Raw genomic sequence first — 22,037 nt, forward strand, 5'->3', positions numbered from 1 at the left:
CTCCTCCTAAAGACCGATAAATTCCTTATATAGGGGCAAAATCCTCTACTTCGGCTCCATGCGTTTCTCCCGATACTCCGAAGGAATTTCACCGGTAAACTTCTGGAACACTTTTGTAAAATAACGACGCTCCGTATAACCGACGGACCTTCCGATATCCGTAATGCTTTTGTCGCTATGCAGCAGCATCGATTTCGCCAGCTCCATCCGGTGTTTGGTTACATATTCAACAAAAGTTTCCCCGAATTGCTGCTTGAACAATAAGCTAAAATAACTCGAAGAGATGCCGAGGGAGCTCGCAATATCTTCAATTCCGAAATCATTTGAATAATGGGTTCGAATATATTCCTTCGCCGCCGTCATTAAAAGCTCGCTGTTTTTCTTCTTATTCGTCCCTTCCAGCCCGATGGCGGCGAGCTGTATCATCACTTGAAGCAGGTGCGGTATGCTCTCGCTTGTATCCAGTTGGCGCCAAACCTGCTCTTCTTCCTGCACATCAAGCGAGTTCATCTCGCGCAATTCACGAAGCACATGCAGGATCAGGAAGTGCAGCATTTGATACGCTCTGGCAAAAGAACTGTTCGGCAGCCCCTCCAGCAACAATTTCAGCCTACTTAGAGCGTCCTCCGTTTTGATTCGATTCAACTGTTTGAGACCTGTTACAATCTCTTCAACCAAGTACCATAAGGAGCTGTTGGCGTCCGCCTGCTCTTTGGACTCCCTATAGAGCAGCACAGACTCCTGCTTATTCAGGTTTAACTGCATGAATCGCTGCAGCTTCCGATAAGTATCAGAGAGCAATCGCAGACCTACAGCACTAGGATAAAAGCCTACGCTAATGCCTAGTTTGACGGATTCACGGACATCTTTTTGCAGTTTCAGCGCCACTTCATACAAATTAGACTGCATTTGGGTTTCCTCGGCTTGGACTCCGTTGTCCTCGCCCCCTCTAGTGTCCCATTGAATAAGCAGGCACCATTCGCCTTCACGCATCTGCAGCACGGAAAATTCCGCTTTGAAATTGGCTAGTGAATCTTGCATGACATTACGGACGGCGAAATTCCATAGCTTTCGCTCTTGCTCTGACCAAGGGAGCGACTTTTGCGAGTAATCATCCACATCGATCATCATGAACGAATACGTCATCGTTTCCAAATCCATATTATCGATCGGAAGCAGTGTATGTGTTGAAATTTCTGTATAGTTCATGAGGACATCCTGAAGAATTTTCTCATAGGCCAAATTTTTCATTTTGCCCCACTTTTGCTGCTCCTGCTGCTTGATCGCCTTGTTTTCCCTGATTTCATTAGCTAGCTTACGAATACAGTTTTCCAACTCTTCATAGTTAATCGGCTTTAACATGTAATCACTAACGCCAACCCGCATGAGGGAGCGCGCATACTCGAAATCCTGATAACCCGTCACCATCAGCACTTTGCAAGCCTCGTTGATTTCACGGAGTTTCTGGACAAAAGTAATCCCATCCATCAAAGGCATCCGAATATCGCTCATCACCAAATCCGGTCCATGCAAGCTGGATAGTTCCAGCGCCTCGATCCCGTTCTTAGCCGTTCCTACAATATCAATTTCCAGCTCTGCCCACGGAATGACCGCCTGCAAATTACGTAAAATGTTAGGCTCATCATCCGCCAAAATCGCTTTTAGTCTCACAGGCTCGCCTCCTTTGTTTTGGGAATGACAATCTTCATCGTCGTCCCGTGTCCTTCCATGCTGCAAATAAAGATGCCATAATGCAGGCCGTACTGGATCCGTATGCGGTCGGCTACATTGCTGACGCCCAAACCTCTTCGCTCTTCATTGACATTCGCATCTAAAATTTCGTGAAAAGGCGTCTCCAGCTCTGTTTTATAATGAAATTTCGCTAACTTCTCATTGGAGATGCCGATTCCGTTATCCGAGACATACAGGCCGATCCGCTCCCCTTCATCGAGGACTTTGATCGAAATTACCCCCATGTAATCAATAGGTTCAAACCCATGCTGCAGCGCGTTTTCTACCAGCGGTTGGAGCGTAAGCTTCAGAATGCTGTAATCCAATATCTCCGGGTCCGATTCAATTTCATAACGGAATTGGTCTTCGAAGCGGAATTCCTGAATTTCGAGGTAACTTTTGAGATGATCCAGCTCTTGTTTAAGCGAAATCTCTTCCCTGCTCTCCATGCCGATCCGCAGCAAATTGCCAAGTCGATACACCATTTGACTAACTTTCTTCCCTTGGTTTTGGATCGCAAGCACATTGATGGACTCCAGTGTATTAAAAAGAAAATGCGGCTTGATTTGCGCCTGCAGCAGCATGAGTTCCGCTTTGTTTTTGCGGTCCTGCTGACGTTTGACTTCGTCCAGAAGGTCCTCGACCCTCTCAACGAGACTATTAAAGCCTCTGACCAGCGCCGTAGTTTCATCCTTGCCGCTTTCCTCCATACGTGTCGTCAGGTCGCCGCGCTCTACTTTTTTCATGGAACCCAGCATGCGCAGAATTAACTGAACAATGCGGCGAACGAATACTAAATTGTAGACCAGGGCAAAAAATAAGCATACAAATGTGATCCCGGCGACCAGCTTCATAATCGTTTCGATTTCTCCCGCCACGTATTTCCAAGACGTTATCGATACGACGCTCCAATCCTGCACGCCCATTTGATTAATATTTAAATGATAGAGAGATACCAGACTTTTTTCATTTTGAAAATTAGCTTGAAAGCTTCGGTTGCTTTGCTGTAGATCCAGCTTGCCCTGCAGCAGCTGAAGCACATTGGCGCCTTCCAAATGCTGCTTATTGTCATAGAAAATAAGTCCGCTTTTATTCACGAGCAAATAACGCTTAGAGCTGTCTTCGTTCGTATTAAAAGATTTAAAAATTTGATCCAGCTCATTAAATTTAAATTTCAACAGCATGTAGCCGAGATTGTCCATTGTCCAGAAATCTTTAACCATCCTCGCCTGATAAAACTCCCCACGGCCGGCTCCCAGCTCCTTGTATTCAGAGGGGCCAATCCACATGGGACTCCCATTCAGTTCCTTGATCTGTTCAAAAGCCGTGCTGCTCGACAACGTTTTCCATGGCAGCGCATTCCCGCTTGTTCTCCCCGCGCTGAAGGACTTGCCGACATTATTGTAAATGACGACTGATTGAATCGGCGAATATGTCAAAATAGAGCCGCGCAGCAGCGTATCGAACGTATTCAAATCATACGACGACGGAGCTTCTTCATTCGGCCTGACCTCATCGATCGTCCGATAAATGCCCTGAATGCTGTCTTTGACCATCCAGAAGTCTGAGAAATAATTCGCTTCCTTGAACATGTAATAAATGTTCCGGGAAATCGCTTGCAGCGTAACCTCGGTCAAGTCACCGTATTTCTTCTCAATGAGTTGTTGGGATACGGTGTAGACGGCGGTGCCCAGTACGAACAAAGGGATAATAATAAAAAATAAAAATCCGATAAACACCTTTTTGTTCAAATTCATCGACGTTTGGCAGACCCCTTCTAACCCGAATCAGGCACCATCCTGTGTGCTGGTGCCTTTCATTGCTTTTTATTATTATAATTGACCCGTCTTTACGTCACCTAGGGATAGGTTCGGATGGAGGAGGGATAAAATCCTCTATTCTAGTTCGGATCGAATTTCGGGTTCCACCGTCACTTCCACATTGCCTTTTAGCGCTTTACTGATCATACATGCCTGCTCAGCCCGATAGGCTGCTCTGCTTATTTTATCCAACTGATCCGGAAGAGTATGAGCGGGTACTGAAATGTACGGTCGGTGTATGATCCGATTCACCTTCATAGCTGGCGTATTCTCAACATAAATCTGCGATTTCAGCTCAAGGGAGGTAATGCCCTGCCGCTTAATCAGCATGCCAAGCGTTATGAGATAACAGGTTGCGGCTGCTCCGAGCAGCAGCTCTTCCGGATTCGTGCCGATGCCGGGCCCATCTAACTGGTTTGGCACTGAAATCGATGCGTCCAGATTACCCGCTTGAATGCGGCCTGTGCCGTCCAAACCGCCGGTCCACTCTGCTTTCAAATCAAATCGATGCTCACTCATCCGTATCACTCCTTATTTAATGTAGCCGCGGATTGCTCTTGGGGATTGCTGGACTGCGCTTTCGCTTGCGATTGCGTCTGGGCTTCGTCTCCGCCACTTATATGCAGCCCGATGACGCCTAAAATGATGAGAACAATGGAAATCACTTTCAAAGTGGAAACGGACTCGTTAAACCACCAGATGCCGATGATCGTTATAAGTGCCGTCCCTACCCCAGACCAAATGGCATAGGCCAATGAAACCTCAAGCTGCTTCAAAGCCAGTGTAAACAACGTGAAACATATGATGTAGCAAATCCCCATCACAACTGCCGGACCTACCCTCGTGAAACCAGATGACATCTTCATTGCCGTCGTGCCAATCGTTTCAAATAGGATAGCCAGCAGCAGAAATGTCCAATTCATATTCCAAATCATTTCATCCATCCTCTACTGATCTTGTTGCTCTCATTGTAAAGGAATGGAAGGCGTTTCACCAGTTCGTTCGGCGTGAAGTTGTCCGAGGGCAACAGAAGGAACAATAAAAAATGGCTGCACGCGGCAGCCATAGCTATTTTGACAAACCAATTAAATTTTAGGCAAATTTGTTACGAAGCCTGTCTGCCATCTTAAGGCATACCTCCCATAAGTCAGACACTGGCTCGTTAGAAAATGGCATCGTATGCATGTAACCGGGAGGCCCGAATTCCGGTGTAATCGTTGTAGATGCGAAACCTCTGCTTAATCGAGTCTTCCATATATGTTCCCACCACAGTTCATGTGCCTCTAGTTCCCGTTTATATTCAGGTGCATCAGGATGGGGAACTTGCGGTCCATGCGCGTAGCCTACCCTTGCATGGATATGTATGGTCCGCTCAAAGGCGATCTGCAAATTCTCCTGTTGATCCTCTAAAAGCGATTCACAAACGCAGCACCAGTGGCTGAAATCCGCTGTGATTTTCAAATCAGGGATGGCTTGGAGCAGTCTGGCCGTTGTCCACGGGGTGAACATGGCGCGATGCCGGTGTGTTTCATGGCCGACTGGAATGCCATAATGCTTCTCTGCTTCGACGGCATGCTCAAAAAATTGCAATTGCCGCTCCTCACTCATGTTATCCCGAGCACTATGGGAAATAATTAACGTCGGATCCAATGACGCCGCAGCTTCGAGATTTAACTTGAACGAGTCCTCATGATTCCCGGATGTACTAATAAGTGCAATATAGTCCAGATTATACTCCTGCAAGAGTTGAGCAAACTCTGTACGATGTTCCTTCATTGGGACTCCTGCTTCCACACCTGAATATCCCGCTGCCGCTATTTTGCCAAACGCTTCTCTATAAGTATAAGCTTCCATCCCCCACAACGATTTAAACAACTTCATTTGCATGGCCATTCCTCCAACATTCATTTATTCAAAGTTTAACGGAATAGGAAGCGTTGAATCCATGGATGCCCGTATGCTTTCATGTATTATAGTTCGTCATGCGTAAAAAACGAATCGCACTACTCATGAACCGTTGGTTCCCCCCTCACTGGAGAGGAAAAACCGTTGGAGGAGCTAACTTCTCCTCCGTAACTTAGCTTGTTAAGAGCCCAGTAGGAGCGAATTTTGGGGGTGGAGAACACCCAGCTTGGTCTACGATATACCCTTGAGGAACTACAGTCCTCTATTCGAGCAGATGCAGCCCGTTTCCGTGTTTCAACGGAACTACAGGGCTTTATTTGACCGCCTCATCCCGGTTTCATTAAGAAAACGGGCAAATAGTGGCTCACAGTTCCCCTACACTCGGAAAAAGGTCTATTTTGATGAAATAGCGCCATGTAGTTCACCTAGGACAGGGAGAGACTCCAGAACCGCAACCCTTACATTGAAAAAACCGCCCCCGCCCTGTAATCAGGGCAAGAACGGTTCTATTAGCGCAATGGATGAAGGCTGCTCACTTCGTGTGATAGGCTCTTCTATAGAATTGCGAATATTGATCTCTATGAAAATGCAAATTTCATGTGTTGGAATCAAAACAATGAAAGCCCTACCTCTCTTCCATCCTTGCGGCTCCAATGACCGCGCCAGTGCGAATTGCTTAACAAACACCTGCTGCCGAAACACGATGACACTGCCTCGGGTTTACCATAAAATGAGCTGATTTTACTGCGTCATTGGGAGAAATAACAAACAAGGAGAGGGGGTTACTTTCTACTCGCTAATCGTCCGTATGGGGGTAAATGAGGTTTAGCCTAAAGTGTTTATATGGTTCATTTCAATCAATCCATCTAATATACACGAAAGTTATGAGCGTGTCAATAGGACTATCCACAGTAAACTAGTTATGCTAGAATGGAAAATAATTCCAATCGGTTGTGAAGCACACGCCACTTTTCTAGATCCAGCATGGACTGCTGAATCCAGAGAGGCGGCTTATTTTATTCATATATGAAATGGAGTGTATTAACATGGATGAGCAATTTCGCATTGCATTAGTGAATTTTCTTACTAAGCATCTTGCTAAAAGGGAAGGAGAACGTCATCGCAGACTCAAAGAGGGCCATGGCCACGCTGAACAATTATTTCTTCGGCAGGTTTGGTGGCCAGCCTTCGGCGGCTTCACGGATTTGCACCCTGAGTACGAGGTGAAAGACTTTCGGGATGGGACTCGCTTTCTCGACTTTACTTTTATGCGGCACTCCCTGAAGCTAGCCATCGAAATTGATGGATACGGACCTCACGCCTCCCAAATGAGCCGCACCCAATTCTCCGACCAATGGATCCGCCAAAATCATCTCGTCATAGACGGTTGGAAAATCCTCCGCTTTTCCTATGATGATGTCAAAGACCGCCCCCGCATGTGTGAACAAATCCTGCAGCAATTCATGGGACGCTTTCTGGGCCGCGACGCTTCAACAAATGTGAAATTGAATTACGTGGAGAAGGAAGTCATTCGTTTTGCACTCAACATTGACAAAGCTATAAAGCCAAACGATGTATCGGCTTTGCTGGACGTTGGTTCACGTAAATCCTATCAAGTACTAAAAGCAATGACAGATAAATCGTTACTTAAGCCTGCCGGCAGTGGGCGAAAGTGTATTCGCGGTTACAATTTGCATGAACAAGCACAAGCAATTTGGGAGAAAAACAACCACTAAACCCTGCAGGAGCGAAAATTTCTGCTGAGGCGGCCATTTCGGACGGCTCGATCTCATTTTCCTCCGCTCCGCCTCCGGAGACAGCCTTTTTGGCTTTCTCGGGCGCAGTAATCCACGCCCCAAGTAACATAAAAACCGCGAGCCTAAGCCCGCGGTCAAAATTACACCGTAAATTTCTGCAGCGAAATTTGCAGCTCCTCAGCTAGTCCTGCCAGTGACTTAGCTGAATTCTCGATCTCCTCGGTCGTGGACATCTGCTGCTGGCTAGCCGCGGATGTCTCCTGGCTGACGGAGATGCCCGTTTCCGAAACGCTGCTGACAATGCCCATCACCTGCTCGATGCGGACATTCGCATCCACCAGCTGGTGAATGTTCTGATTCACACTCTCCACCTTCGCGTTGACTTCGTCAACGGAAGTCTCGATGTGAATAAACGACTCTTGCGCCTCGCCGGAAATCGTTAATCCGGCCTGCACTTTGCCAGCTCCATCTTGCATGGAGCTTACCGCGTGGTTGATCTGTCTCTGAATCGTCGAGACCAGATGCGTAATGTTGCGCGCTGATGAAGCAGATTGCTCCGCCAGTTTGCGCACTTCGCCAGCAACAACCGCGAACCCGCGGCCCGCTTCCCCCGCACGCGCTGCTTCAATCGCCGCATTCAGAGAGAGCAAATTGGTTTGCGTGGAAATTTCATTGATGACATTGACAATCTCCCCAATTTTGTGTGCATTTTTCCCTAAAGCTTCAATGACGCCATTTACTTCTTGCACGGCTTCCGAAATCTCGCCCATCTGGCCTGCGATCGATACGACAGAACGTTTACCGTTTTGCGCGGCAGCCGTGGCTTGTCCAACAAGTCTGGCTACTTCTTGCGCTGATTCATCAATCAGCTTCGTACTCGTAAGCATTTGCTGCACAGCTTCATTCGCTTGATTCACACCCGCAAACTGCTTCTCGAAATCCTCCGAAAGCTGCTGGCTGGAAGACGCAACTTGTTTGGCCGCTTGCGAGCTTTGCTCCGAGCTTGCTAGTAGCTCTTCAGAGCTTGCCGAAAGGGTTAACGCATTATCTGCGATTTGGGATACCAAGCTGCGTAGACTTCCTGTCATTACATTAAAGGAACCGGTCAGTTTACCGACTTCATCCTCATAAGGATAGTCTCCTTTTACAGAGAGATCTCCGCCAGCGGCTTTCTCCATATGCTCCTGCAATCTACGAATCGGAGTCGTAATAATCATATTTAATGCCATTGCGTTCACCGTCATAATAACAATAGCAATAACAATCGTAAGAATGATGAACCAGTGGGAGGTTTTAGAGTCGTTGCTGCTCGTTTTTTGGAAATTTTCAGCCGCGGTCTCTTTAAGCTGCACCAATTTATCGAGTGCCACGATCGTTTTATCCCCATGCGGAGACACTTCATTATTATAAACTTGGTAAGCCACTTGATTATTTTTGGTAGCATGATCGATCGTCATTGCAACGATCTCACGATACTTTTTATTCAGCTCTTCAAAATCCTTGAAAGCAGCCGCCTCTTCTTCCGTCAACCGAATACCTGACAACTTCGTGACAAGCTCCTGATTCATCGCGCTGTTTTCGTCAAGTTTGGCCTTGAGCTTACCTTTATATTTCACATCTACGGATAACATCATTTCGAGCAAATTTGATTCGGTTTCATTGAAGTTCGTTTTTAGCTGATTAATCCATTTGACAGATAACAGACTTTCCTCGTACATTCTAGTAGAATTACTAGACATCTTATCCATGAAGTAATAACCCGTAATACCTACAATAAGCAGGAATAAAATAGCAATAGCATTCATGAAGAGCAGTTTGTAACGCAGTTTAAGGTTGCGAAGGACGGACAGGTTGACTTTCACATTTCTTGCCTTCTTTTGTTGACTTACATTCAAACTCATGTTGAATTTCAAAGTCCTGTTCTCCTCCCGACATGCAGATAATCCTCTAACCAATGTTAGATTACCTTACACATAAATGATTAATTTACCTATGGTTTATTTTACAAACAAGTGAACATTATGTAAAGATAAAATTCGTCAAAAAACGTGCAGCTATAGAACTTTTTTCCTAGTAATTTACTACTATTTTCGCTACGGATCGGGGATATTTGCCAGATAATCAATAGTCTTTATTGTGAATCCGATTTCAGCCGATGGCAGAGGAGCTAACATCTGGAAGAAGAATAAAACTTATCCGGGGCAGAACCAAATTCCCTATGCGGCTAAAATAACGCAAAAAGCTGGCGAAGCCAAAGAGCTCGCCAGCTTTCTTATCTAGGAACATTCGGTTGCCATACGATTGGCCCCGTCTTAGATCACCGTTATTTGCTAAATGGAAAGTTTCAACCTCTCACGCTGTACAATCAAATACACGACAAAACCGGCAAGGATACACGCAATCCCCGTAATCGACAGGTCCGGTGACAGCCCATCCTTGGAAATTTGCGTATAGAGACCGACTCCGGCAAGCATCATCGCATTTTCCAGGAAGTTTTGAACCGCTATCGTTTTCCCTGAACCTATCATTCCCTGACCTCTATCTTGCAGCACGGCATTCATAGGTACAATAAACACCCCGCCGCTGAATCCTACAAGTAGAAGCAGCCCTATTGTTAGATACAAATTGGTGATAAGCGGGAACAGCAAGATGCAGATGATCATGAGAATGCCGAATATAAATGAATTATAATAACGCTTTGCTGGGACCAGCTTCGGTGTCATCAGCGCCCCAATCATGATTCCTACGCCGGTTACAGCGACAAGCATAGAGATTTGATCGACCGACTGGATACCAAGGTGAGCAGGCACCCATGCGATGATCGCCAACCGGACAACCGAGGACGTCATCCAGAACGAGCCCGTGCCAACAAGCGAGAAACGGGTAGCTCGGTCTTTTAACAAGAAACTCATGTCGGAAACGAACGTTCTCGCTGCCTTGCCATAGCGGATCGTCCTATCGCCTTGCATCTTCGGCATTTGCAGCGTCAGTTGCAAAGATAACAAATACAGGGCTAGGCAGGCGATCATCGAACCTGATAGCGACATTTTCGCCAAAATACCACCACAAACAGATCCCAGCAAAATGGCCATGATCGTATACCCTTCCATGCGCGCATTAGCTCTAAGCAGCTCATGATCGGAATGGGTAAGCGCAGGCAAAATACCGTATTTGGCCGGTGAATAAACCGCGGCGCCGATGCCGACGATCCCATAACTGACAGCCGGGTCCACATGAAGGAACATCGCGATAATACCGATGCTTTTGATGGCATTTCCAACGAGAAGTACGCGAGATTTGGAGTGCTTATCAGCTATCGCACCGACAAAAGGCGCCAACACGACGAAGGCAACTAGAAAAGAAGCTTGAACAACACCGATGTAATAGTCAGGAAAAGCATTCATCTTAATAATCGCCAACGTAATGAAGAGAATCATATTATCGGCAAAAGCGGAAAGAAATTGGGTCAAATTGAGCGTCTGAAGCGGTTTCATTTTCATATCATTTCTCTCCCTTAGGATGCATGATGCTCCTCAAGCGCAATCCGCTTAATGGTTACATAGTCTACTTTCCCACTGCCCAAAAGCGGCAATTTCTCTACATATCGCAGCTCCGAAGGCATATAAATCCCCGGATGCCCTTTCTGTTTCATCCATTCTTTAAGAGACTGCAGCTGCATGTCCGGGCTATTGTGGTACACCACAATTCGTTCTCCCTTTCGAGCATCCGGAACTGCAACGGCTGCGCAAACGGCTTGATGCGGCAGGCTTGGCAATACGAGTTCTTCGACCATTGGCAGTGATACTTTTTCTCCGCCAATCTTGGCAAAAGACTGCATCCTCCCTTGAATTGACAGGTAGCCTTCATCATCGATTTGCACAATATCGCCGCAGCTGTACCATTCTGGGCAAGGGACAAAGCCCTGTCCATGAATCAAATATCCTTTCATCACATTAGGACCTTTGACAAGCAAATTGCCGCCAAGCTCGATGCCATCCACTTTCTCGATTCGAACCTGAATACCTGGCAGTACACGGCCTACGGTTCCTTTTTTAACATGCATAGGCGTATTAAGCGAAATGACAGGCGCTGTCTCCGTGGTACCGTAACCTTCCATAATCCGAATGCCGAATTTATCGATCCAGGTTTGACGGACTTCCTCTTTCAGCTTCTCGGCGCCAGCCACGACATATTTCAACGCATAGGCAAAATCATAAGCATGTGCCGTTCTCGCGTAAGCCGATAGAAACGTTGACGTACCGAACAAAATGGTAATATTGCGATCGTACACTATCTCTGGAATAACTTTATAATGCAGTGGATTGGGGTACATGACCACTTTCATGCCCGAAAGTACCGGCAGCATCGTCCCCGCTGTTAAGCCGAAAGAGTGAAACATAGGCATCGCCCCAAGAAGGATATCCGCCGCATTGAAAGCAATCACAGCTTTGGCCTGCTGAAGATTAGCAAAAATATTGCGGTGCGTCAGCACAACCCCCTTCGGTTTGCTTTCACTCCCGGATGTGAAGAGAACGACCTCATTCTCCCCATCTCCGACTGGACCTTGCACTTTCATCAAGAGATTACGAATTCCTACCCATTTATGTTGAAAAGTAATACTCTCTCTAACCTCTTCAAGATAGATAACCGAGTAAACTTCACTGGCACTGTTGATAAAATCAGATAACCCCGCTTTCTCGATAAAAGCCCGAGACGTAATAATCGTCTTCGCCGAAACGGTTTCACAGGCATCCAGCATGGCGTGTTTTCCTGCCGTATAATTCAGAATCGCCGGTGTAATGCCTAAGCGGAATAAGGAAAATAAAGTCACGACATGCGCCGCCGCATTCGGCAATAGGACAGCTGTTCGCTTCTGGTTACCAAGCAGCTCCTTCAAACGCTCCGCCATCGTATAGCTGCTTAATAGCAGTTTGCGGTAACTTATCGACGTATCTGATAGGATGTCTTCACAAATAATTTTGGAAAAGCCATGCTGCTTGGCAGCTATGAGCATCTCATTGAATAAATTAAGCTCCGGTTTCATCCGGCTTTCCACCAAATGACTCTGCATTCGGCTGCCGATGAACTCTGTTGCCCGCTCCTTCTGAACTCTTCTCGTCAGCTTTTCATTTACAGGCACTTGAAAAGACTCCCCAATTGTGAAGGTTACGGCCGGAAACCAAATCTGTTTCATTTTGCCACGAAGATACGATAATTTGGAATGCTCCAGTCCGTTAATCGCAATCGGCACCATGTGAGCCTGGGATCTTGACGCAATATAGCCAATGCCGCCGTACACCTTCATCATGCTGCCCGTGGTCGATATCCGCCCCTCCGGAAAAATGACAAGCGGCGTACCGCTCTGCACGGTTTTGAGCATTTTCCGTACGGAGTAAGGGTTGAGTGGATCTACTGGAATATGCGTACGGAAATGGAGCGGCCAAGCAAAACGTTTGGCCATTCGTGTATTCACGACAAAGGCCACTTCCTCGGGCAGAATCAACGCTAGCAGAACAGCATCCAACAATGAGACATGGTTAGGTATGAGCACTGTTTTATCTGTCAAATCAAGCTGCTGCATTCCCTTCACTTTTACGCGAAAACTAGCTAGTATAACAGGGCGCAAGATTGGAAGCAGAAGCTTTAACAGTACAATAAACAACCATTTGATCATGGTGACTCCTCCTAAGCGTTCGCATGGCAAATCTGAGAAAACCTTGGTACAACGTATTAAGCATCCGTTTATTTATTGGGCTTCTCTTAATACCAGGTCATAATCCCATTGTATGCATTTGCTGCGATTCTGATAGTACTAACTTTACCTAGTACTACTCTCAACCACCCGCTGGATTCGTACTGCAGCTACCTTTGTTTCACTCCTCTCCCACTATTAAAAAAGGACCACAGCATCCGTATGCAGCGGTCCCTTTTGCACGTTATTTAATTCGAAACTTCACTTGTTAGTGCTAGTGTATTCCCCTCGGAGTCCCGGAAGAACGCCATCCAGATATTCATATGATCCATTTTTGCAACGACATGTGGTTCGCTAATAAAGGTAACACCACGTTCGATGAAAGCTTCGTACACCTGTTTAATGTCTTCCACCTTATAATAGATGACCGATCCTGGATGATTAAATTCAGGTTTCTCCGGAAGGCTGAGCATCAGACGGATGCCATTGCAATCAAAAAAAGCCATTTGCCCAGCTTGAAACATAAATTTCATGCCCAAGGTGTCGCGATAAAAAGCAACAGCTCTTTCAACATCAACGACATTGATAGAAATTTGTGCTATTTGCGTTAAGATGTTCTCGTTCATAGATATCCCCTTCCAAACTGGTATACCCATATTTTACCACACTCGTATAAGGTGCGATAGAACATCCATCTGTACGTCCGTGCGCCTACCGCTTATTCGCCTTTTAATAAAGCGTTAAGCTTCCCTGGAAAATCCGTAATAATGCCCGTAACACCAGCATCGATCATCTTCTGAAAATCCCTTTCAACGTTCACTGTCCATGGATACGTGGCTAATCCTGCTTCTGCCACCGATACCCCATCTTCTTTTTCAAAATGATGATGTTGAGGGTGCAGAGAGTGTACCTCAACCCCGATTAGCTGGGCATAAGCCGCATGGTCAATCAGGTTGGCGCCATACAGAAGCCCAACTTTCACTTCAGGTTCGGCCAACTTGATCCGCTTAATCACTTTGTGATCGAAAGAGGAAATAACGACGTCTTCCATCCTGCCGCTTTCACGCAAAAAGGCGAGCAAGGCTTTCTCCATTCGCCCTTCATACGCATACTTCACTTCCACATTGATGAGGAAACCACGTGGCACAAGCTCAAAAACCTCACGCAGCAAAGGTACTCTTTCCCCGATGAAATCCTCGGAAAACCATGAACCGGCATCGAGTTCTTTGATTTCATCCCAGTTTTTTTCGCAAATTAGCCCAGAACCATTCGTCGTGCGATCCAATGTACCGTCATGACAAACGACAATTTCGCCGTCTTTCGTCAGGTGAACATCCAATTCAATACCTTCCGCTCCTTGCTCGAAAGCTAAAGCGAAAGATCTTAACGTATTCTCCGGTGCATCCCCGGCTGCTCCTCTATGGCCTATTACAAGTGGTTGTTTGCTCATTATACGTAACACTCTCCTAACCTCATTAACTGCTTACCCTCAAATTATAGTAGAGCAGCTCCGCTTTTGCCCAGTAAATCTTCGTAAATATTATGTAAACAACGAGGTGAAATTAACAAATCATTTAAACCTATTTAACATTGGTCAAATAACTGGACGTTAACCTTATAGAGATCGAACTAGCCTAATAATCTTTATGGAGGTCAATGCATGAGTACGCTGGACCAGGATTTAACCTTAACAAATGCACCAAAAAAAATAACAACACGTGCTGAACTCCCCCGTCGTTCTATGTTCTTCTCGAATTGGGCGGAGACGCTGCTTGGTTATATTTTCTTATTTCCGTCATTGCTGCTATTCGGTGTGTTTCTGTTCTACCCTTTGATTCAAACCTTTTATCTCAGCATGCATGAGACCGATCCCAGAGGTAGGGTGGCTTCCTTCGTCGGCTTCGATAACTTTACGGCTATCTTCACGTCGGAGAAGTTCTACAAAAGCTTGGAGGTCACAGGTTTATTCACCATTCTGACGGTACCGACAAGCATCGCCCTTGCGCTTCTGCTCGCAGCTCTCACACACAATCAGCTAAAAGGGATGCGTTTTTTCCAATTTATTTTCTCGCTGCCTGTCGTTCTGTCTGTGGGAACATCTTCTGTCATCTGGATGATGCTATTTCATCCTAGTGTCGGCATGCTTAACTACCTGCTGCAGCTTGTTGGCTTAGAGCCTGTGGCTTGGCTAACGGATCCTCGGTGGGCACTGCTTTCCGTGTCCTTGATGACTGTATGGATGAATCTTGGCTTCAATTACATCGTCCTGTTTAGCGGACTTCAAGGCATCCCGGATGAAATCTACGATAGCGCAAAAATCGACGGATCCGGTCCGGTTCGGACGTTTGTGCAAATCATTTTACCCCTGCTTTCACCTACGGTGTTCTTCGTCACGATTGTATCAATTATCGGTGCTTTCCAATCCTTCGGACAGATTCACATTCTGACCAAAGGCGGTCCGATCAACTCGACGGATGTGCTCGTTTATAACTTGTATCAAGATGCTTTCATTAACTTCCGGTTCGGAACTGGAAGCGCGCAGGCCCTAGTACTGTTCACCATCATCCTGATTTTCACCTTTGTGCAATTCAAAGTGTTCGAAAGGAATGTGCATTATCAATGAACCGTCCCTTACAAAAAACAGCCGTTTATGTTCTGTTGGCGATTGCAGCCGCACTTGTGCTGTATCCAATCTTTTACACATTTTCCGCTACGTTCATGACGCCAGATGAGGCTTCGGCTTATCCGCCGCGTTTCTTGCCAAGCAGTTTCTATGTGGGCAGTATAGTGGCCGTTTTTCAACTCGTTCCGATCGCCAAATTTATTACAAACAGCTTTATCGTTTCACTAATCATCATGATTGGGCAGCTGATGACCTCCTCGATGGCCGCTTATGCTTTTGCCAATATCCGGTTTAAAGGAAAAGCTTTCATCTTCTCATTATTCATGGCGACGATGATGATTCCTTGGGAAGTCACGATTATACCGAATTATCTAACGGTCAAAAAATGGGATTGGCTCGATAGCCTGCAGGGCCTAACGGTTCCTTTCCTGGCAACAGCTTTCGGTACCTTCCTGCTGCGCCAATTTTTCCTGCAGCTGCCCAAAGAATTGTTCGAAGCGGCGCGTATCGACGGATGTGGTCACATTCGCATCTTTTTCCGGATCGTGCTGCCTTTGGGAAGACCTGCGCTGGCTACACTAGCTGTCTACGCCTTCCTGAACGCGTGGAACATGTACCTATGGCCGCTGCTCATTACGAACAGTGAAGCAATGCGAACTGCACAAATCGGCATCGCCATGCTGCAATTCGAAGAATTAACCGTGTGGAACCTCGTTTTGGCAGGTGTCACCATCGTCCTCTTGCCATCACTTATTTTGCTCATCCTTGGTTTAAAGCAGCTCGTCCGTGGACTCACCGCTGGAGCTGTGAAAGGTTAATCTTGTTGGCTGCTCTGACAGGCTATATTAGCTGAATCAGATTTCCATAAATAAAAAAAGTTAAAAAAGGGAGAGAAACAAATCAATGAAATCTGTAAACATAAGAACTTCCGTTCTCGCAATGACAGCACTCACCATGGTGCTCACTAGCGCATGCGGCAAAGCCGAAGTAACGCCAGCTAGCAGTACTGCACCTGCAAGTTCAACTGCCGCTTCAGCAGCTCCGACCAAAGCCGCAGAGCCGGTCAAAGTCATCTGGTGGCACTCCATGAGCGGTGAACTTGGCAAAGCTGTTGACAAACTGGTTGCAGACTTCAATGCTTCCCAGAAAAACGTGCAAGTTGAAGCTGTTTTCCAAGGTACTTACGATGAAAGCTTGAACAAAATGAAAGCTTCCATGGATACAAAAAGCGGCCCATCCCTCATTCAAGTTTACGAGATCGGTTCCCGTTTCATGATCGATTCCAAGGCGATTACACCGGTTCAAAAATTCGTTGATGCCGATAAATTCGACCTTTCCCAACTGGAAGAAAACATTTTGAATTACTACAAAGTTGACGATAAATTGAATTCCATGCCTTTTAACACATCCAACCCAATCCTTTATTACAACAAAGATATGTTCAAAGCCGCTGGTCTAGATCCGGAGAAGCCGCCAACAACGTATGAAGAAATAACAAAAGCCGCGCAAGCGCTGAGCAAAGACGGTAAAGCCGGCGGATCCTTCGCGATTTACGGTTGGTTCATGGAGCAGTTTTTCGCTGGACAAGGCGCAGAATTCTTAAACAACGGAAACGGCCGTACCGCTGCAGCTACGGAAACTCTTCTTAACAATGAAGCAGGCGTCAAAACGTTGACTTGGTGGAAGGACATGGTCGATAACAAATCCCTAATGAACCTTGGCCGTAAAACCGATGATACGAAAAAAGCTTTCCTAGCTGGTCAAATTGCAATGACACTTGATTCTACAGCTTCTTTACGTGGTATTGTTACTGGTGCAGAAGGCAAATTCCAAGTTGGAACAAGCGTTATGCCTAAACCAGCTGATGCCAAAGACGGCGGTGTTGTTGTTGGGGGCGCAAGTCTCTATATCTTGAACAACAAATCCGAAGCTGAGCAAAAAGGCGCATGGGAATTCATCAAATTCTTGACGAATCCGCAAACACAAGCATGGTGGAACGTGAACACAGGATACTTCCCAATTACGAAAAAAGCCTATGATGAGCAAATTTTAAAAGATAATTTAGCGAAATTCCCGCAATTCCAAACGGCAATCGACCAACTGCACAACACAAAAGCGAACAAAGCAACGCAAGGCGCGGTCATGGGTGTATTCCCTGAAGCACGTCAACTCGTTGAAACAGCTATCGAAGAAGCACTCACAGGTAAAAAATCACCAAAAGATGCCTTGGATGCAGCTTCAAAAACCATCGCTGAGAAGCTAGCTGCTTATAACAAAACAGTAAAATAAAGCATTGACCTTTTCAAACAAGAAGCATATACTTTTATTCAACTTCTATATTCGATCGTGCCTATGATGAGAATCCAACTCGGAGGCGTTATCGCCAAGCATGCTTGTTGGATGTAGAGTCATGCTAAGTTAACCGGCACCGCCCGTTACCGCGGAACCAAGTGGAGAAACATGCACGTCATGTTTCTTAAATTGGGTGGCACCGCGAGCAAACGCTCCTCGTCCCAATCGGATGAGGAGCGTTTTTTTGTTGTCCATAATTCGGTTACGGGAGGCAATCACATGAACCAAACAAAACGCAGGTACAATTTCAATCCAGGACCGGCCGCACTGCCTATAGGCGTTCTGGAAGAAGCTCAGGAGCAATTTGTCGACTATGAGGGTAAAGGCATTTCTTTGCTTGAAATGTCGCATAGAAGCCGGGCAGTCGAGGAATTGAATCACGAAACGCAGCTTCTCTTACTTTCCCTGCTGGATTTGCCCAAAGGATATGAAGTGCTCTTCATGGGTGGTGGGGCAAGTACGCAATTCGCTCTTCTTCCGATGAATTTCTTAAGCCCCCAACTAACAGCTAACTATGCCTTAACAGGCAGCTTTGCAGAAAAAGCCTATAAGGAAGCCGCGTATCTTGGTCGTACCCATGTCGTAGCAAGCTCCAAAGCACAAGGTTATCGCGCCATTCCTGCCTGGGACGCACAGAATCTCAGCCCAGATGCTGCCTATGTGCATATCACGATGAACAATACCATTGAAGGATCGCGTTATGCGGAGATACCCGAAGTCGGCAATATCCCTCTCGTTGGCGATATGACCAGCGAAATCCTGAGCCGCAGGCTGGATCTCACGAAGTTCTCCATGATCTATGCCGGCGCACAAAAAAATCTTGGACCCGCGGGTGTCACCGTGGTCGTGATCCGCGAAAGCTGGCTGGAACAAGCTTCAGGCGAGATTCCGGAAATCATGCGATACAGCACATTTGCCAAGAACAAATCCCTGTTCAACACGCCTCCCGTTCACGCCATTTATATGACGAATTTGGTACTCAAATGGACGCAAAAGCAAGGCGGCGTGGAACAATTAGAACGCCACAATCTTGCAAAAGCCGGCCTCCTTTATGAGGTCATCGATGCAAGCCGCGGCTTTTATCAAGGCATCATCGATGAGAAAGACCGTTCCCCCATGAATATCACTTGGCGTATGGCTAATAGTGAGCTTGAACGCCGTTTCATCGCGGAATCCGAGACCCATGGCTTTGAGGGCTTGGCCGGACACCGCAGCGTTGGCGGTCTGCGCGCCTCCGCCTACAACGCGGTCCCTCTCGAAGCCTGCCAAGCTTTAGCGGACTTCATGCTTGATTTTGCCCGCAGAAACGGATAAACAAACAAAATAAAAGAGTCCCGTAGAGCGGCTTGCGCCATGCTCTCGGGACTTTTTATCTAAAGGTATTGGAAACCGCTCTGATGATGCTTATTTACCAAGTTGGTGAATCGGGTGTCCAAGCGCACCTTCAGCTGCATCCATGATCATTTCTGTCAATGTTGGATGTGCGTGGATCGTGAGTGCGATATCTTCCAGGTTAGCTCCCATCTCAACGGCAAGAGCAAGCTCTCCAATCAAGTTCGAAGCTTCTGGACCAACAATTTGACCACCAAGCAGTTGGCCTGTTTCTTTGTCGCCGACAAGTTTCACGAAACCTTGACCTGCGTTCAAAGAGTTAGCGCGGCCGTTAGCTGCGTAAGGGAATTTCCCGATCGTTACGTTGATACCCTGAGCTTTTGCTTCTGTTTCGCTCAAGCCTACGCCGGCAATTTCCGGATCGGAGAACACAACAGCCGGCATTGCTTTGTAGTCAACAATGCTGGAATGCCCTGCAATCGCTTCTGCCGCCACTTTTGCTTCATAAGAAGCTTTGTGAGCCAGGGAAAGACCAGGCACAACATCACCAATCGCAAAGATATGCGGAATGCTGGTTCTACCTTGGTTATCAACTTCAATCAAACCACGGTCCGTCATTTTCAGGTTGATCAGATCAAGACCAAGCTCGCCGTCTGTGTTCGGACGACGACCGACAGTTACAAGCACGTAATCAGCGGTAACTTGTTTCTCTTCGCCTTTCACTGTGAACGTTACGGTTACGTCGTTCTCTGTTTTCGTGCAGGATTGTGCCAGCGCTTCTGTATGAACTTCAACGCCAACTTTCTCCAGGTTGCGTGCTACAAGCTTCGTCAGATCTTTCTCGAAGCCTGGCAATACGTGATCCGAACCTTCCAGTACAGTTACTTTCGTACCAAATTTCGCATACGTTTGGCCAAGCTCGATTCCGATGTAGCCGCCGCCGATCACGATCATGCTTTTCGGAACTTCAGGCAAGTTCAAAGCTTCCGTGGAAGAAATGATTCTTCCGCCGAAAGGGAATGCTTTCAGCTCAATCGGACGGGAACCCGTCGCGATAATACAGTGCTTGAAGCGATAACGCGGAGCTTCTGCATCATTGAACACACGCGCTTCGTGCTCGTTGATGAACATCACTTCGCCTTGGAACGTTTGGATTTTGTTGCCTTTGAGCAGCGCGCCAACGCCGCCCGTTTGTTTAGCAACAATGCTGTTTTTCCAAGCTTGTACCTTTGCAAAGTCCACTTTCACGTTCTCTACAGAGATACCCATGCTGTCAGCGTGCTGCGCATGCTCATATGTGTGAGCAGCAGAGATCAACGCTTTGGATGGGATACAGCCGCGGTTTAAGCAGACGCCGCCCCATTCCGATTTATCTACAATAAGGACGCTTTGACCAAGTTGAGCCGCGCGAATGGCAGCTACGTAACCCCCTGGTCCTGCACCAATAACTAGCAAGTCAATATCAAGAGAAGCATCTCCTACTACCATGTTGTTACACCTCCAAGACGAGAAGCTCTGGATCAGCCAGGAGCTGTTTGATGTAGTTCAAGAAGCTTTGTGCTGTCGCTCCGTCAACGATACGATGATCGAAGCTCAAGGAAAGAGCCATTACCGATGCGGCAACGATTTGACCGTTTTTCACGACAGGTTTTTCAGTAATGCGGCCAGCACCCAGGATCGCAACTTCAGGGAAGTTGATAACCGGTGTGAAGAACATACCGCCTACGGAACCAATGTTTGTGATGGAGATTGTGCCGCCCTTCATCTCGTTTGGAGTCAACTTGCCGTCGCGTCCGCGAGTAGCCAAGTCTTTGATGGAAGAGGCAATCGACCATACATTTTTGCGGTCTGCATCATGGATAACAGGAACAAGCAAGCCGTTCTCTGTATCTGTTGCGATACCGATGTTGTAGTACTTTTTGTAGACGATTTCTTGCTTTTCTTCGTCGATCATTGCGTTCAACGCCGGGAATTGACGGCAAGCCGCTACCAGTGCTTTCACGATGAAAGGAAGGTAAGTCAATTTCACGCCTTTTTTCTCAGCAAGAGGCTTCGTGCGCTCACGCAGAGCGACTAACGCGCTCACATCGATTTCGTCCATCAGTGTCACGTGCGGTGCCGTGTACACGGATTTCACCATCGCGTTCGCGATCACTTTCCGGATTCCTTTGAACGGAACCCGCTCTTCAACGCGATCGCCCACAGCGACCTGCGTGCTAGCCGCAGGTGCTGCGCTGCCAGCTGCTTCCGCTGCAGCTGGTGCTGCTGCCGGAGCCGCGGCGTTGCCGGCTCCTGTAAAGCCGAGCACGTCCTCGCGTGTTACGCGGCCGTGCTTACCTGTAGGCGTCACCTCTGCGAGTGTGATGCCTTTTTCTCTTGCGAGCTTGCGTACGCTAGGCGTCGCAAGCACTTCGCGGCCGCCAGCGCTTGGCGCTGCTGGCGCAGGTGGAGCAGCAGCTACTGCCGGTGCTGCTGCAGGAGCCTCTGCTACGGCTACCGCTGTAGCAGCAGGTGCCGCTGCGGCTGCGGACGCAGCGTTGTTAGAGCTGCTGTGATGCATGGACTCAGCCGGCATCTCGCCTGTTACTTCGATTGTCATCACGAGCTCGCCAATCGTACAGATTTGGCCGTCTTTAACAGCGACGCTAACGACTTTACCTTCTACCGGACAAGGAACTTCAACAACAGCTTTGTCGTTTTGTACTTCCATAAGAATGGTTTCGTCAGTTACGGTGTCACCCGCTTTAACGAGCATCTTAACGATTTCGCCTTCATGTATGCCTTCTCCAAGCTCTGGGAACTTGTATTCAAACAATGCCACGTGT

Annotated in this window: 17 protein-coding genes; 5 read left to right on the top strand and 12 right to left on the bottom strand. The window is 47.1% G+C overall.

Annotated features, from left to right (window positions below; translation table 11 throughout):
• Window positions 1-45: 45 nt before the first annotated feature.
• From ACKTT9_RS31645 to ACKTT9_RS31665, 5 genes are all read right to left on the bottom strand, one after another.
• Window positions 46-1,671 (bottom strand): response regulator, encoded by a 1,626-nt coding sequence (locus ACKTT9_RS31645; protein WP_407869146.1) that lies wholly within the window; start codon window positions 1,669-1,671, stop codon window positions 46-48.
• Window positions 1,668-3,488 carry a sensor histidine kinase gene (locus tag ACKTT9_RS31650; protein WP_407869147.1) on the bottom strand — a complete coding sequence of 607 codons (1,821 nt, stop codon included), beginning with the start codon at window positions 3,486-3,488 and terminating at the stop codon, window positions 1,668-1,670. The genes ACKTT9_RS31645 and ACKTT9_RS31650 overlap by 4 nt, the downstream gene beginning before the upstream one ends.
• A 138-nt stretch (window positions 3,489-3,626) precedes the next feature.
• Entirely contained in the window at window positions 3,627-4,070 is a 444-nt protein-coding gene (locus ACKTT9_RS31655) for an OsmC family protein (RefSeq protein ID WP_407869148.1), read from the bottom strand.
• Between the two features lie 5 nt (window positions 4,071-4,075).
• A complete protein-coding gene (locus ACKTT9_RS31660; RefSeq protein ID WP_407869149.1) occupies window positions 4,076-4,486 on the bottom strand; it encodes a DMT family transporter in 411 nt (136 codons plus the stop codon).
• A 157-nt stretch (window positions 4,487-4,643) separates the two neighbouring features.
• On the bottom strand, window positions 4,644-5,438 hold the full coding sequence (locus ACKTT9_RS31665) for a sugar phosphate isomerase/epimerase family protein (protein WP_407869150.1): 795 nt from the start codon (window positions 5,436-5,438) through the stop codon (window positions 4,644-4,646).
• 1,064 nt (window positions 5,439-6,502) lie between these two features.
• Between ACKTT9_RS31665 and ACKTT9_RS31670 the strand changes: the two genes are divergently transcribed.
• Window positions 6,503-7,192 (top strand): DUF559 domain-containing protein, encoded by a 690-nt coding sequence (locus ACKTT9_RS31670; protein WP_407869151.1) that lies wholly within the window; start codon window positions 6,503-6,505, stop codon window positions 7,190-7,192.
• A 161-nt stretch (window positions 7,193-7,353) separates the two neighbouring features.
• Here the strand turns inward: ACKTT9_RS31670 and ACKTT9_RS31675 are convergent, their stop codons facing one another.
• From ACKTT9_RS31675 to ACKTT9_RS31695, 5 genes are all read right to left on the bottom strand, one after another.
• On the bottom strand, window positions 7,354-9,126 hold the full coding sequence (locus ACKTT9_RS31675) for a methyl-accepting chemotaxis protein (RefSeq protein WP_407869152.1): 1,773 nt from the start codon (window positions 9,124-9,126) through the stop codon (window positions 7,354-7,356).
• 417 nt (window positions 9,127-9,543) lie between these two features.
• The gene (gene lplT, locus ACKTT9_RS31680; protein ID WP_407869153.1) at window positions 9,544-10,713 is read right to left on the bottom strand and encodes a lysophospholipid transporter LplT; all 1,170 of its coding nucleotides are present in this window, start codon (window positions 10,711-10,713) and stop codon (window positions 9,544-9,546) included.
• A 14-nt stretch (window positions 10,714-10,727) separates the two neighbouring features.
• Entirely contained in the window at window positions 10,728-12,887 is a 2,160-nt protein-coding gene (locus ACKTT9_RS31685; RefSeq protein ID WP_407869154.1) for an AMP-binding protein, read from the bottom strand.
• Between the two features lie 266 nt (window positions 12,888-13,153).
• Window positions 13,154-13,531, bottom strand: a complete 378-nt coding sequence (locus ACKTT9_RS31690) for a VOC family protein (protein WP_407869155.1) — start codon at window positions 13,529-13,531, stop codon at window positions 13,154-13,156.
• A 92-nt stretch (window positions 13,532-13,623) separates the two neighbouring features.
• Window positions 13,624-14,355 carry a glycerophosphodiester phosphodiesterase gene (locus ACKTT9_RS31695; protein ID WP_407869156.1) on the bottom strand — a complete coding sequence of 244 codons (732 nt, stop codon included), beginning with the start codon at window positions 14,353-14,355 and terminating at the stop codon, window positions 13,624-13,626.
• 291 nt (window positions 14,356-14,646) lie between these two features.
• Between ACKTT9_RS31695 and ACKTT9_RS31700 the strand changes: the two genes are divergently transcribed.
• The 4 genes from ACKTT9_RS31700 to serC all read left to right on the top strand — a co-directional run bounded on the left by ACKTT9_RS31700 (window position 14,647) and on the right by serC (window position 19,194).
• Window positions 14,647-15,528 (top strand): carbohydrate ABC transporter permease, encoded by an 882-nt coding sequence (locus ACKTT9_RS31700; protein ID WP_379170959.1) that lies wholly within the window; start codon window positions 14,647-14,649, stop codon window positions 15,526-15,528.
• Window positions 15,525-16,346: a carbohydrate ABC transporter permease gene (locus ACKTT9_RS31705; protein ID WP_407869157.1), complete on the top strand. Its 822-nt coding sequence runs from the start codon at window positions 15,525-15,527 to the stop codon at window positions 16,344-16,346. The genes ACKTT9_RS31700 and ACKTT9_RS31705 overlap by 4 nt, the downstream gene beginning before the upstream one ends.
• An 85-nt stretch (window positions 16,347-16,431) precedes the next feature.
• A complete protein-coding gene (locus ACKTT9_RS31710; RefSeq protein WP_407869158.1) occupies window positions 16,432-17,817 on the top strand; it encodes an ABC transporter substrate-binding protein in 1,386 nt (461 codons plus the stop codon).
• Between the two features lie 282 nt (window positions 17,818-18,099).
• Window positions 18,100-19,194: a 3-phosphoserine/phosphohydroxythreonine transaminase gene (gene serC, locus ACKTT9_RS31715; protein WP_407869159.1), complete on the top strand. Its 1,095-nt coding sequence runs from the start codon at window positions 18,100-18,102 to the stop codon at window positions 19,192-19,194.
• 90 nt (window positions 19,195-19,284) lie between these two features.
• Here the strand turns inward: serC and lpdA are convergent, their stop codons facing one another.
• Together lpdA and ACKTT9_RS31725 are read right to left on the bottom strand one after the other, a co-directional pair.
• Window positions 19,285-20,700, bottom strand: a complete 1,416-nt coding sequence (gene lpdA / locus ACKTT9_RS31720; protein WP_127455367.1) for a dihydrolipoyl dehydrogenase — start codon at window positions 20,698-20,700, stop codon at window positions 19,285-19,287.
• Window positions 20,701-20,704: 4 nt separating this feature from the next.
• A complete protein-coding gene (locus tag ACKTT9_RS31725; protein WP_127455366.1) occupies window positions 20,705-22,033 on the bottom strand; it encodes a dihydrolipoamide acetyltransferase family protein in 1,329 nt (442 codons plus the stop codon).
• Window positions 22,034-22,037 lie beyond the last annotated feature (4 nt).

The organism is Paenibacillus sp. P36 (assembly GCF_045866505.1).
GTDB classification, from domain to species: domain Bacteria; phylum Bacillota; class Bacilli; order Paenibacillales; family NBRC-103111; genus Paenibacillus_E; species Paenibacillus_E chondroitinus.

Coding starts and splice junctions, on each gene's coding strand:
- lpdA (WP_127455367.1), bottom strand. CDS start 20,700: ATGGTAGTAGGAGATGCTTCTCTTGATATTGACTTGCTAGTTATTGGT.
- ACKTT9_RS31660 (WP_407869149.1), bottom strand. CDS start 4,486: ATGATTTGGAATATGAATTGGACATTTCTGCTGCTGGCTATCCTATTT.
- ACKTT9_RS31665 (WP_407869150.1), bottom strand. CDS start 5,438: ATGCAAATGAAGTTGTTTAAATCGTTGTGGGGGATGGAAGCTTATACT.
- ACKTT9_RS31695 (WP_407869156.1), bottom strand. CDS start 14,355: ATGAGCAAACAACCACTTGTAATAGGCCATAGAGGAGCAGCCGGGGAT.
- ACKTT9_RS31685 (WP_407869154.1), bottom strand. CDS start 12,887: ATGATCAAATGGTTGTTTATTGTACTGTTAAAGCTTCTGCTTCCAATC.
- ACKTT9_RS31705 (WP_407869157.1), top strand. CDS start 15,525: ATGAACCGTCCCTTACAAAAAACAGCCGTTTATGTTCTGTTGGCGATT.
- ACKTT9_RS31710 (WP_407869158.1), top strand. CDS start 16,432: ATGAAATCTGTAAACATAAGAACTTCCGTTCTCGCAATGACAGCACTC.
- lplT (WP_407869153.1), bottom strand. CDS start 10,713: ATGAAAATGAAACCGCTTCAGACGCTCAATTTGACCCAATTTCTTTCC.
- serC (WP_407869159.1), top strand. CDS start 18,100: ATGAACCAAACAAAACGCAGGTACAATTTCAATCCAGGACCGGCCGCA.
- ACKTT9_RS31690 (WP_407869155.1), bottom strand. CDS start 13,531: ATGAACGAGAACATCTTAACGCAAATAGCACAAATTTCTATCAATGTC.
- ACKTT9_RS31700 (WP_379170959.1), top strand. CDS start 14,647: ATGTTCTTCTCGAATTGGGCGGAGACGCTGCTTGGTTATATTTTCTTA.
- ACKTT9_RS31650 (WP_407869147.1), bottom strand. CDS start 3,488: ATGAATTTGAACAAAAAGGTGTTTATCGGATTTTTATTTTTTATTATT.
- ACKTT9_RS31655 (WP_407869148.1), bottom strand. CDS start 4,070: ATGAGTGAGCATCGATTTGATTTGAAAGCAGAGTGGACCGGCGGTTTG.
- ACKTT9_RS31670 (WP_407869151.1), top strand. CDS start 6,503: ATGGATGAGCAATTTCGCATTGCATTAGTGAATTTTCTTACTAAGCAT.